The sequence below is a fragment of the Azospirillum sp. Marseille-Q6669 genome, assembly GCF_965111635.1.
The window spans coordinates 846084-858608 of record NZ_CBCOOP010000001.1; the positions used below are offsets into that span (position 1 = coordinate 846084).

Below are 12525 nucleotides of genomic sequence, written 5' to 3' on the forward strand. Positions count from 1 at the left end.
GCTCGCCCTCCTTACTTGCGGTAGCAGGCCTTCTTCGCCGCTTCCGCGATGCGGTCGGGCGAAGGAAGGACGAGCTTTTCCAGGTTCGCCGCGTAGGGCATCGGCACGTCGAGGCCGGTCACGCGGATCACCGGGGCGTCCAGATAGTCGAAGGCCTGCTCCATCATCAGGGCCGACAGCTCGGCGCCGATGCCGCAGGTCGGCCAAGCCTCCTCGACGGTGATGAGGCGGTTGGTCTTCTTGACCGAGTTGACGATGGTCTCGGTGTCGAGCGGACGAATCGTGCGCAGGTCGATGACCTCGGCGCTGATCCCGTCCTTCTCCAGGAGGTCGGCGGCGGCGAGCGCGTAGCTGACCATCAGCGAGTGGGCGGTGATCGTCACGTCCGTGCCGGCGCGGCGGATCTTGGCGCGGCCGATCGGAACGATGAAGTCCTCGCTCTCCGGCACCTCGAAGGACTGGCCGTAGAGGATCTCGTTCTCGAGGAAGATGACCGGGTTCGGATCGCGGATCGCCGACTTCATCAGGCCCTTGAAGTCCGACGCGCTGTAGGGGGCGACGACCTTCAGGCCGGGCACGCTGGCGTACCAGGGGGTGAAGTCCTGGCTGTGCTGCGCGGCGACACGGGCGGCGGCGCCGTTCGGGCCGCGGAACACGATCGGGCAGCCCATCTGGCCGCCGGACATGTACAGCGTCTTGGCCGCCGAGTTCACGATGTGGTCGATGGCCTGCATCGCGAAGTTGAAGGTCATGAACTCGACGATCGGGCGCAGGCCGCGGAAGGCCGCACCGACGCCCAGGCCGGCGAAGCCGATCTCGGTGATCGGCGTGTCGATGACGCGGTCGGCGCCGAACTCCTGGAGCAGGCCCTGCGACACCTTGTAGGCGCCCTGGTACTGCGCGACTTCCTCGCCCATCAGGAAGACGGTCGGGTCGCGGCGCATCTCTTCGGCCATGGCGTCGCGCAGCGCTTCGCGGACGGTCTTCTTCACCGTCTTGTCGAAGAACTTGTCCTCGTCCGACGCGGGCGGCGCGGCGGCCGGGCCGCTGGCCGGACCGACCGGCAGGGTGGCCGGGGCGTGCGCGCCCGTGTCCTTCACCACCGGCTCGGCAGCGACCTTCGGGGCCGGCGTCGGGGAGCCGGACACGGCGTCGGTGACGCTCTCGCCCTCGCCGAGGATCACGGCGATGGGGGTGTTCACGGCGACGTTCTCGGTGCCCTCGGCGACCAGGATTTTGCCGATGCGGCCTTCGTCGACCGCCTCGACCTCCATGGTCGCCTTGTCGGTCTCGATCTCGGCGAGCACGTCGCCGGACTTGACCTCGTCACCTTCTTTTTTGACCCATTTCGCCAGCTTGCCCTCGGTCATGGTGGGCGACAGCGCCGGCATCAGCACTTCGATCGGCATTCCTCAACCTCCGGCGGCGCGGGTTCACCGGGAGGCGAAGCCTCCGGCCCTCGGCGCCGCTCCTGCTTATCGTTGTCGTCAGGCTTCGACCAGGACGTCCGTCCACAGCTCCGCCGGATCGGGCTCGGGGCTCTGCTGCGCGAATTCGGCAGCCTCGGTCACCACGGCCTTGACCTCGCGGTCGATTTCTTTGAGCTGGTCCTCGGTCACGTAAGCGCCTTCCAGCAGGACGCGCTTCAGGTTGTCGATCGGATCGGACTCGCTCCGCATCTTCTCGACCTCCTCCTTGGTCCGGTACTTGGCCGGGTCGGACATCGAGTGGCCGCGGTAGCGGTAGGTCTTCATCTCGAGGATGACCGGGCCGTTGCCGGCGCGGATGTACTCCACCCACTTGTCGGCGGCCTCGCGGACCTCGAGGACGTCCATGCCGTTGACCTGATGGCCGGGAATGCCGTAGGCCGCGCCGCGCTGGTGCAGTTCGCCCGCCGAGGCGCGCTCCTGCGAGGTGCCCATGGCGTACTTGTTGTTCTCGATCACGTAGAGCACCGGCAGCTTCCACAGCGCCGCCATGTTGAAGCTCTCGTAAACCTGACCCTGGTTGATGGCGCCGTCGCCGCAATAGACCGCGGACAGGCCGTCATCCTTGTTGTACTTGTGCGAGAAGGCGAGACCGGTGCCCAGCGGGACCTGCGCGCCGACGATGCCGTGGCCGCCGTAGAAGTTCTTCTCGCGGCTGAACATGTGCATCGAGCCGCCCTTGCCCTTGGAGTAGCCTCCACGGCGGCCGGTCAGCTCGGCCATCACGCCCTTGGGGTCCATGCCGCAGGCCAGCATGTGGCCATGGTCACGGTAGCTGGTGATGACGTCGTCGTTGTCCTTAAGCGCGGCCTGGATGCCGACCACAACGGCTTCCTGGCCGATGTAGAGGTGGCAGAAACCGCCGATGAGGCCCATGCCGTAGAGCTGGCCCGCCTTCTCCTCGAAGCGGCGGATCAGAAGCATCTCGCGATAGTACTTGATCAGGTCCTCGGTCGAAGCGGCCTGCTTCGAAGCGGAGTCAGTCTGCGCCTTCGGACGGCGTCGTGACGCGGCCATGTTTCCTCCCCAGGGTTTATGCAGCGACGGCAAGCGAACAGCCAGGGCTGCAGCACGTTGCGAGGGTACATCCCACTTATGAGGGTGCATCCCCCTCGCACCGGAAGCGGATGCGGGGCGCACAGTACACGACAAGCGCACGAGACGCAAATATCTGTTTTTAAACGCGAAATTCGGCGTTAACCGGCTTTCGGTTAATTCACTGATATGACCTACTTCTCAGCGCTAGCATCACCTTCGACCTGCGCCGGAGGGAGTGCGATTATGACGTCGCGGGGGCCTGAAAGGTTCAACATCGTGCGCGCACGCTCGTCCAGCATGTCGCGGTCCAGGTGGTCGCTGCGCATCAGTTGCGCGCGGCGGTCCATTCGCTCGCGCTCGGCCTTCACCTGATCCAGGACGGATTCCGCCGTGGCGATCTCCGCCTTCAGGTGGTTCATGGCGAGCAGCCCGCGGTCCCCCTGGACGGCGTAGTAGACGAAGTAGGCGACGACGCAGGAGCCGATGGCCGGCCCGATGGCCTGGCGAAGGGCGCTTTTCGCGGCGCGTTTCAGCGAGTCGGTGAGGTTCTGGAGCATGGTCATGGCGGTATGATGGAATCATACGCGATTCCTTCGGTCAAACGGAAAAGAAGCAATCCGAAAGAATTCACCGCGCCATGCTCTTTGCGCCGCCGAGTAATAGGCGCCCTACACCCTCAAAAGAGAGAGGCACAGTGCGCAACCTTCGAAAGAAGGCGGATTCCGCGTCATTCCGGAGGAACCTCGCGCGGGCGGCGGTCCTCGCCGATGGCGACGTAGGTGAAGACGCCCTCCGTCACCTTGATCGCCTCCCCGGCGCTGCGCTGGCGGCGCACCCAGGTCTCGACGCGCACGCGGATGGAGGTGCGGCCCACCTTGATCACATGGGCGAAGCAGCTCACCTCGTCGCCGACATAGACCGGCTTGTGGAAGGTCATCGCCTCGATCCCCACCGTCGCCACGCGACCGCCCGCCCGGCGCAGTGCGGCGACGCCGCCGGCCAGATCCATCTGGGACAGCAGCCAGCCGCCGAAGATGTCGCCGTTGGGGTTGGTGTCCGCCGGCATGGCGATGGTGCGCAGTGCCGGTCCGCCCTCCATGTCAGGTTGGGCTTGGATTTGATCGGTGGGAGTGCCGTCGCTCATCGTGACTCCGCCCTGGTTCGTTCTGGGGTCGAAAAAGCGCATCACAAAATATGGTGCGAGGAGTATATAGGAGCCACCGCATGCGCTTGCGCAGCCCTGACGAAATTCCTATAACTGGGGCCATGAGCGATCTTTTCGAGAACACGGCGCGCAAGGCCGAGACCTATTCCGCCCAGGATATCGAGGTTCTGGAGGGGCTTGAGCCCGTCCGCCGGCGCCCCGGCATGTACATCGGCGGCACCGACGACCGGGCGCTGCACCATCTGGTGGCCGAGGTTCTGGACAACGCCATGGACGAGGCGGTGGCCGGCCACGCCAGCCGCATCGACCTGGAGCTGACCGTCGACGGCACAGTGGTGGTGCGCGACAACGGGCGCGGCATCCCGATCGACGACCACCCCAAATACCCCGGCAAGTCGGCGCTGGAGGTCATCCTCACCACCCTGCACTCGGGCGGTAAATTCTCCAACAAGGTCTACCAGACCTCAGGCGGCCTGCACGGCGTCGGCCTGTCGGTGGTCAACGCCCTGTCTGACCGGCTGGCGGTCGAGGTGGCGCGCGACCGCCAGCTCTACGTGCAGCATTACAGCCGCGGCCTGCCCCAGGGGCCGTTGGCCCGCCAGGGCGCGGCCAATCGCCGCGGCACGACCATCCGCTTCCACGCCGACCCCGAGATCTTCGGCGAGGCCGCCCATTTCGAGCCGCACCGGCTTTACCGGCTGGCGCGCTCCAAGGCCTACCTGTACCGGGGCGTGGAGATCCGCTGGAGCTGTGACCCGTCGCTGCTGTCGCCCGACAGCACCACTCCGGCGCAGGAGACGCTGCATTTCCCCGGCGGCCTGCTCGACTACCTGAACGCCGCCCTGAAGGAACGCCGGACGCTGACCCGCCTGCCCTTCTCGGGCGCGCTGGACTTCCCGAACCAGCAGGGGCGCGTGGAATGGGCCATCGCCTGGCCGGAGGATGACGAGGGCTTCTCGCACACCTACTGCAACACGGTGCCCACCCCGCAGGGCGGCACGCACGAGGCCGGCCTGCGCGCCGCACTGACCCGCGGCCTGAAGGGCTACGGCGAGCTGACCAACAACAAGCGCGCCGCCCAGGTCACCGCGGACGACGTGATGGGCGACGCCTGCATCCTGCTGTCGGTCTTCATCCGCGAACCGCATTTCCAGGGCCAGACCAAGGAGAAGCTGGTGACGGCGGAAGCCCACCGGCTGGTCGAGGCGGCGATCAAGGATCACTTCGACCACTGGCTATCGGGCGACCCGTCCTCCTCCAAGGCCCTTCTGGAACGGCTGATCGAGAAGGCGGAGGAGCGCGCCAAGCGCAAGCAGTCCAAGGAGTTGGGACGGAAGTCCGCGACCCGGCGCCTGCGTCTGCCCGGCAAACTGGCCGACTGCTCCCGCAACTCGCCGGAGGGGACGGAGATCTTCCTGGTCGAGGGCGATTCGGCGGGCGGCTCCGCCAAGCAGGCGCGCAACCGCGAGACCCAGGCCATCCTGCCGCTGCGCGGCAAGATCCTGAACGTCGCCTCGGCCTCCTCCGACAAGATGAAGGCGAACCAGGAGCTGAACGACCTCACCCAGGCGCTCGGCTGCGGGGTGGGCAAGGATTTCTCCAGCGACAAGCTGCGCTACGAGCGGGTCATCATCATGACCGATGCCGACGTGGACGGCGCGCACATCGCCTCGCTGCTGATGACCTTCTTCTACCGGGAGATGGGCGGCCTGATCCAGAACGGGCACCTGTACCTCGCCCTGCCGCCGCTCTACCGCATCAGCCACGGCGCCAAGTCGGTCTACGCCCGCGACGACGCGCACAAGGACCAACTCATGAACAAGACCTTCAAGGGCAAGAAGGTGGAGATCAGCCGGTTCAAGGGCTTGGGTGAGATGATGCCGGCCCAGCTCCGCGAGACGACCATGGACCCGGCCAAGCGGACTCTGCTGCGTGTCGTCGTGCCGAACAGCGCCGACCCCGAGCAGGCGGAGGACGTGAAGGCCACCAAGACCCGCGTTGAGGAGTTGATGGGACGCCGTCCGGAGCTGCGCTTCCAGTTCATCCAGGAGAACGCGAAGTTCGTCCGGGTCGACGACATCGACGTGTGATGTTGAACGCCGCCGGGATGCGCGGTCGGCTGAGCGGCGGCTCTTCCGGAAGCGCGGGCTTGCCGGTGGCGGGGCGGCATCCCATGATTGATCGCCCATGTCCATTCAGCAGCCCAGGCGAGCCATGACCCTCCTCTCCCGTGCCAGCCTTCTTGCCCTCTGCGCGATGGCGGCGGCCTGCACCAACGAACGCGTGGTGGCCGACCTGCCCGTCCCCGCCTACACGCTGAGCGAAGTGTCCTACGCCGCCTCCAACCGCGACCTGCGCGTGGTGATCCACGGCAATCCCTTCGGCATGGACCCACAGACCTTCGGGCCGCTGGTGACCGCCAACATGCAGAACCGCATCTCCGGCGTGCGCACCAACTTCACCACCGCGCCGAACCAGACGGCACGGCCTGACTACCGCGTCGTCCTGGCCTTCAACCCCGCCGAGACGACGCTGAATTCGTACCTGTGCAGCGGCCAGCCCCTGCGCACCAGCCCGCCCGGCGGCCCCATCGTCGTCCAGGGCGCCTTCTGCCGGGGCGGCGGAGCCCTGTCCTCGGCCACCGGCTGGCTTGACCGGCCCCAAGGGCCGAACGACCCGGACTTCCGGTCGCTGATCAGCGACATGACCTTCGCCCTTTTTCCCGCCCGCCGCGCCGACCTGGACGGTTGCAGCGGGGGTCCTGACTGCTGAGGCGGGGAGCCGCTCAGGCGTAGAGAAGCCACTGGCGCAGCAGGGCGGTGACCGCCTGCGGCTGTTCCATGGCCGACAGATGACCGCAATCCTCGATCAGGGCGAGGTGGGCGCCGGGGATGCCCTCGGCGATTTCCTCATGCAGCGTTGGGGGCGTGATGGCATCCTGCCGCCCGCACAGCACCAGTGTCGGACAGGCGATGGCGCCCAGGCCGGGCCGGCTGTCCGGGCGGTTCATGATGGCGGTCTGCTGGCGGACGTAGCCGTCCGCCCCGACCCGCTGGGCCTGGGCCTGCACCGAGTCGACCAGGGCGGGGTCCGCGCTGCGGTCGGGATGAACCAGGCGTGGCATGCCGGCAGCCACCACCTGCCGCAGCCGCCCCTGCCCCACCAGACGAACGGCATCCTGGCGCGTGGCCGTCTGTTCCGGCGTGTCCGGGCGAGCGCTGGTGTCGAGCAGGGCGAGTTTCACCACCCGCTCCGGCGCCTGCCGCAGAATCTCGAAGGCGACGTAACCGCCCATCGACAAGCCGGCGAGCGCGAATCGCGTCGGCGCCTGCGCCAGCACCGCGGCGGCAAGGGCGGCCATGGAGTCCTGGCCGGTCAGGTCGCCGACGGCCGTCTCCGCCACATCGGCCAGATGGCCGGTCTGGTGCTCCCACAGCGCGGCGTCCAGCGGCATGCCGGGCAGCAGAATCAGGGGAATCCGGTTGCTCATCCCTCTTCCTTTCTCGCTCTGACTTTGTTTCATCCGATCAGCGGATCAGGTCGAGCACCGCCTTGAAGGCCGGGATGTCCGACCGCTCCATCCACTCGAACAGAACCATTTCCGTGCTGACAATGGTCGCCCCGGCGGCGCGCATGCGGGCGATGCCAAGCTCCGCGTTGGCTGGTGTGCGCGACGACACGGCGTCGGCCACCAGCACCACCTCGAACCCCAATTCGACCAGCGACAGCGCCGTCTGCATGACACAGACGTGGGCCTCGGACCCTGCCAGCACGATCTGCCGGCGGCCGATCCGCTCCAGCCGCTCCAGAAAGGCCGGCTCCCGCGCGGCGGAGAAGGCGATTTTCTCCACCACCCCGTCCGGCGGCAGCAGGGCACGCAGGGAGGCGGCGGTCGGGCCGAGGCCCCTGGGGTACTGTTCGGTGGCGAAGGCCGGCACGCCGAGCAGCGCCGCACCCTTCAGCAACGTGGCGGCGTTGCGCTCGACCCGCTCGGACTCGGCGATGGCCGGCATCAGTTTTTCCTGGATATCGACCACCACCAGGACGGAACGTTCGGAGGACAGTAGCATCGGATGGCTGCCTTTTTTCTTTGTCCGGTCAGGGCGGAAGAACCGGCTGAAACCCGCCCTTCGACCAATCTGGACCCCGGATTTCCGCGGTTTCCGCGTTTTTTTTCACAGCCTAGCCGAGCGGACGCGGGACGCCAAGCGGCCCTTCCGGACCCGCGCGATGCGCGATTTCATCACAAGGTCTATTGACAGCGCCCTTTGACTTCATATTCTGCCGCACCATCTACTCGTCGGGCCGTATCGGCACGATTTTCGCACTCCAGACAGAAACAGGTTGGATGCTCTTTTCGGAACTTGGGCTTGGACCTGACGTCCTGCGGGCAATCGAGGACAAGGGTTACACCCAGCCGACGCCAATTCAGGAACAGGCCATTCCCTGGGTCCTGCAAGGCCGCGACGTGCTCGGCTGCGCGCAAACCGGCACCGGGAAGACGGCCAGCTTCACCTTGCCGATGATCAGCATCCTGGCGTCGGGCCGGGCGCGTGCTCGCATGCCGCGGTCGCTCATCCTCGAGCCGACCCGGGAGCTGGCGGCGCAGGTCGCCGAAAGCTTCGAGACCTACGGCAAGCACCACAAGCTCAGCATGGCGCTCCTGATTGGCGGCGAGACCTTCACCGAACAGGTGAAGCGGCTGGACCGCGGTGTGGACGTGCTGATCGCGACGCCGGGCCGTCTGATCGACCTGTTCGAGCGCGGCAACATCATGCTCAACGACATCAAGGTCTTCGTCATCGACGAAGCGGACCGGATGCTTGACATGGGCTTCATCCCGGACATCGAGCGGATCGTCAGCAAGCTGCCCAAGCTGCGCCAGACGCTGTTCTTCTCCGCCACCATGCCGCCGGAAATCCGCCGCCTTGCCGACGCCTTCCTGTCGAACCCGAAGGAAGTGACCGTCGCCCCGCCGGCCTCGCCGTCGGAGACGGTGACCCAGGCCATGGTCCTGGTGCACGAGGAGGACAAGCGCAAGGCGCTGCGTCACCTGCTGCGCACCGAGGACGTCAAGAACGCCTTCATCTTCTGCAACCGCAAGCGCGACGTCGCCATCCTGCAGAAGTCGCTGGAGAGCCACGGCTTCAATGCCGGCGCGCTCCACGGCGACATGGTGCAGTCGAAGCGGATGGAGACGCTGGACGCCTTCAAGAAGGGCGAGATCACGCTGCTCGTCTGTTCCGACGTGGCGGCGCGCGGCCTGGACGTGCAGGGCCTCAGCCACGTCTTCAACTTCGACGTGCCGATCAGCGCGGAAGACTATGTCCACCGCATCGGACGCACCGGCCGGGCGGGCCGCTCGGGCCGCGCCTTCACGCTGGCCAGCCCGCTGGACGGCAAGCAGGTTTCGGCCATCGGCCGTCTCATCAAGCGGGAGATTCCGTTGATCGCCATTGACGGCCTCGACTCGGCCGAGTTCCTCAGCGAGGACGAGGCGCGCCGTGGCCGCAGCCGTGGCCGAGGCAAGGACAAGGAGCGCGGCGACCGCGCGCCGCGCGCCGAACGCCCCGACCGCGAGGAACGGGCGCCCCAAGAGCGGGCGCCCCGCGAGGAGCGGCAACCGCGTGAGGAGCGGCCCATCCGCGACGAGCGCCCGGTGCGTGAGGAACGGGTGCGCGAGGACCGCCAGCCGCGCGAATCGCTGGCCGCAGCCGAGAGCCGCCGCCAGGAGCCGCGCCGCGATCGTGACCGCGACCGCCGCCGCCGCCGCGACGAGGATGAGGACGACACTCCGGTGATCGGCTTCGGCGACCACATGCCGGCCTTCATGCTGCGCTCCGCACGGCGCCCGGCCCCGGTCGAGTCCACCGAGCAATCCTCGCAGGAGGGCTGAGCGCCATGCAGACCATCTTCGTCATGGTCAAGTGCGAGCTGGGCAAAGCCTATCAGGTGGCCGACCAGGCCGTTCAGGACATCGAGCAGGTGTCGGAGGTGCACTCCATCTCCGGCCAGTACGATCTGCTGATGAAGTGCTACCTGCCCCAGGATCTGGACATCGGCCGATTCGTGACCGAAAACATCCAGACCCTGACCGGGGTGCGCGACACCTTCACCCTCATCGCCTACAAGGCCTTCGCCTAGGCGTTCGACGGGTGCGGAAACCGCCTCTCAGAGGCGCGGAACGGGCAGAAAAAAAGGGGACATCCGCCTGTCGCGGACGGTCCCCTTTTTCATGACTCCGCCTTACGGCAACAGACGTTGGACAATTCGCGAGACGCGCCGCGAAACCGTTGACTTGGCCGGTTGGTTACCTCAAACGTTCGGCATGTCCCAGCTCCCGTCCCGACATGCCCGGCGCGCCCGCGCCACCAGCCCGAAGATGCATCGCCCGTTGGACCGCCGGTCGCTGGTCCTGCGATCCGGCATCGTCGCCCTGATGGCCGCCTGCGGCATCGTCCTGGCCGATCTGGCCGACGCCCAGCAGCCTCCCGCTCCGGCGCCGCAGGCGAACGGCGCCCCGCCGGTCGGGGCGGACCAGGGAGGACGGCTCGAGGTCGTCGTTCCGGCGTCAGGTCCGGCTGCGGAAGCGTCCAACGGCAAGCCGCAGGACCCACCGGTCCTTCTGGGTGCGGACACGGTCACCTTCGACGAGGCGAACAGCCTCGTGACGGCGTCGGGAAACGTCGAGCTGTCGCAGGGCCCGCGGACCGTCCATGCCGACACGATCACCTACAACCAGAAGACCAAGGTGGTCATCGCTTCCGGCAACGTGCGCCTGGTCGAGCCGTCGGGCGACATCCTGTTCTCCAATTACGCGGAACTGACCGACGACATGCGCGACGCGTTCGTCGAGAACGTCCGCGTGCTGATGACCGACAACAGCCGCATGGCCGGCAACGAGGGCGAGCGGCGCGGCGGGCGGCTGATCCGCCTGAACCGGGCGGTCTACAGCCCCTGCGAACTCTGCAAGACCGATCCGACCCGCGCCCCGGTCTGGCAGATCCGTGCCGCCCGCGTGGTCCAGGACAACGAGGATCACGAAGTCCGCTACCGCGACGCCTTCATGGAGATGTTCGGCGTCCCGTTCTTCTACACCCCTTATCTCTCCCACCCAGACCCGACGGTGGACCGGCGCTCCGGCTTCCTGACGCCGAGCTTTCGCAACAACTCCAATCTCGGCTTCGGCGCCATCGCCCACTACTACTGGGACATCGCGCCGGATCAGGATGCGACCTTCGACGTCGGCGGCTATTCCGAACAGGGCCTGTTCCTGGGCGGCCAGTACCGCAAGCGCTTCGAGAACGGACGGTTGCAGCTCGACGTGTCGGGAACCCAGGGTGAGATTCCCAACGGCACGCTGAAGGGCGCCGACGACCGGCGGTGGCGCGGCCATGCCTTCGCCAGCGGACTCTTCGACATCGACGAGACATGGCGCTGGGGCTTCAACCTGAAGCGGGCCAGCGACGAGCTGTATCTGCGCCGCTACTTCAACATCCGTGACGAGGTGCTGACCAGCCGGGCCTTCGTCGAAGGCTTCAACGGCCGCAACTACGCCGCGGTCAACGCCTACGGCTTCCAGGATCTGCGTTGGGGCAACCCGGTGCAGGAACCGTACGTGCTTCCCGAGGCGCGCTACAACGCGCTGGGCGAACCGGGCAGCCTGATGGGCGGGCGCTGGTCGCTGGACAGCAGTCTTCTGGCGATCGCCCGGCCGGGCAGCGGCGGTCCCGACACCCAGCGGTTGGCCGTACAGCCCGGCTGGCAGCGCGACATCTATTCCAACCTGGGTTTCATCACCACGGTCGAAGGCAGCGTCCTGCTGGCCGGCTACACCGCCCAGCGGTTTGATCCGAACGATCCGGCCGGCGGAACCGGCAACGACAGCGTGCAGCGCCTGCGCTTCTTCCCGCAGGCCACGACGACGGTCCGTTACCCCTTCGTCCGCTACGGCGAGAGCAACTTCCAGACCATCGAGCCCATCGGGCAGATCAGCGCCTCACCGAACGTCGACAACGATCCTGCTTTCCCGAACGAGGACAGCCTCGACGTCGAGTTCGACGAGGTCAACCTGCTGATGCCCAACCGCTTCACGGGCATCGATCGTCTGGACGGCGGCCTCCGCGCCACCTATGGCCTGCGCACGACGTTCCAGGGCTACAAGACGGGCTCGGCGAGCCTGTTCGTCGGCCAGAGCTTCCGTGCCGACGACACCGAGAACTTCCGCGGCGGTTCGGGACTCGACAAGAAGTCGTCGGACTACGTCGGTCGCCTCGACCTGCGTCCGGCCGACTGGCTGGACCTGAACTACGGCTTCCGCATCGACCACGACACGCTGAAGCCGCGCCGCCATTCGGTCAACGCATCGGCCGGCGTGCCCCTGCTGCGCCTCTACAGCACCTACACCTACGTCGACCAGACGGAAAACCCCTACGTCGTGGAACGGAACGAGGTCGAACAGGCCAGCCTCACCCTGGCGTCGCAGTTCTCGCAACACTGGTCGGCCAGCGTGTCCCATTCCCAGGCGTTCCGCCCCGATGCGGGGCCGCGCTCCAGCGCCGCCGTGCTCCGCTATCAGGACGAATGCCTGATCTTCGAGACCATCGCCCAGCGCGACTACACCACCATCCAGAACGGCGAGGAGGAAGGAAACACCATCTTCTTCCGCTTCGTGTTCAAGAATGTGGGCGAGTTCCGCACACCGGGCATCAGCGCCGGGTTCCTCGGCCCGTCCGGAGCCAGCAACTGACCTGAAAGGGCTTTTCCTGCCAAGGTCAAGGGGTTGCATCGGACGGCCGATCTGGGTAGCCATAGCACCCTCCTCTTCCGCTCGGG

At 66.9% G+C, this 12525-nt stretch carries 11 protein-coding genes; 5 read left to right on the forward strand and 6 right to left on the reverse strand.

Going from position 1 to position 12525, the window contains the following annotated elements; genetic code table 11:
• Positions 1-11: 11 nt before the first annotated feature.
• The 4 genes from ACWPXE_RS03540 to ACWPXE_RS03555 form a co-directional block, all read right to left on the reverse strand.
• Positions 12-1409, reverse strand: coding sequence for a pyruvate dehydrogenase complex E1 component subunit beta (locus tag ACWPXE_RS03540; RefSeq protein WP_454016712.1), 1398 nt, complete (start codon positions 1407-1409; stop codon positions 12-14).
• Positions 1410-1487: 78 nt separating this feature from the next.
• Entirely contained in the window at positions 1488-2504 is a 1017-nt protein-coding gene (pdhA, locus tag ACWPXE_RS03545) for a pyruvate dehydrogenase (acetyl-transferring) E1 component subunit alpha (protein ID WP_014198781.1), read from the reverse strand.
• Between the two features lie 212 nt (positions 2505-2716).
• Positions 2717-3088, reverse strand: coding sequence for an FtsB family cell division protein (locus ACWPXE_RS03550; protein WP_014198780.1), 372 nt, complete (start codon positions 3086-3088; stop codon positions 2717-2719).
• Positions 3089-3252: 164 nt separating this feature from the next.
• Positions 3253-3669 carry an acyl-CoA thioesterase gene (locus ACWPXE_RS03555; protein WP_454016713.1) on the reverse strand — a complete coding sequence of 139 codons (417 nt, stop codon included), beginning with the start codon at positions 3667-3669 and terminating at the stop codon, positions 3253-3255.
• A 122-nt stretch (positions 3670-3791) separates the two neighbouring features.
• Between ACWPXE_RS03555 and parE the strand changes: the two genes are divergently transcribed.
• Together parE and ACWPXE_RS03565 are read left to right on the forward strand one after the other, a co-directional pair.
• On the forward strand, positions 3792-5780 hold the full coding sequence (parE, locus tag ACWPXE_RS03560; protein ID WP_454016714.1) for a DNA topoisomerase IV subunit B: 1989 nt from the start codon (positions 3792-3794) through the stop codon (positions 5778-5780).
• A gap of 124 nt (positions 5781-5904) precedes the next feature.
• The gene (locus ACWPXE_RS03565; protein ID WP_454016715.1) at positions 5905-6462 is read left to right on the forward strand and encodes a hypothetical protein; all 558 of its coding nucleotides are present in this window, start codon (positions 5905-5907) and stop codon (positions 6460-6462) included.
• A gap of 13 nt (positions 6463-6475) precedes the next feature.
• Here the strand turns inward: ACWPXE_RS03565 and ACWPXE_RS03570 are convergent, their stop codons facing one another.
• Together ACWPXE_RS03570 and ACWPXE_RS03575 are read right to left on the reverse strand one after the other, a co-directional pair.
• Positions 6476-7180, reverse strand: coding sequence for an alpha/beta fold hydrolase (locus ACWPXE_RS03570; protein ID WP_454016716.1), 705 nt, complete (start codon positions 7178-7180; stop codon positions 6476-6478).
• Between the two features lie 37 nt (positions 7181-7217).
• A complete protein-coding gene (locus tag ACWPXE_RS03575; RefSeq protein ID WP_237906188.1) occupies positions 7218-7760 on the reverse strand; it encodes a hydrolase in 543 nt (180 codons plus the stop codon).
• Between the two features lie 278 nt (positions 7761-8038).
• On the opposite strand from ACWPXE_RS03575, the gene ACWPXE_RS03580 reads away from it, so the two are divergent.
• The 3 genes from ACWPXE_RS03580 (at position 8039) to ACWPXE_RS03590 (ending at position 12439) form a co-directional block, all read left to right on the forward strand.
• On the forward strand, positions 8039-9586 hold the full coding sequence (locus ACWPXE_RS03580) for a DEAD/DEAH box helicase (RefSeq protein WP_454016717.1): 1548 nt from the start codon (positions 8039-8041) through the stop codon (positions 9584-9586).
• A gap of 5 nt (positions 9587-9591) precedes the next feature.
• Positions 9592-9834, forward strand: a complete 243-nt coding sequence (locus tag ACWPXE_RS03585) for an Lrp/AsnC ligand binding domain-containing protein (protein ID WP_014198771.1) — start codon at positions 9592-9594, stop codon at positions 9832-9834.
• 184 nt (positions 9835-10018) lie between these two features.
• A complete protein-coding gene (locus ACWPXE_RS03590) occupies positions 10019-12439 on the forward strand; it encodes an LPS-assembly protein LptD (protein ID WP_454016718.1) in 2421 nt (806 codons plus the stop codon).
• Positions 12440-12525 lie beyond the last annotated feature (86 nt).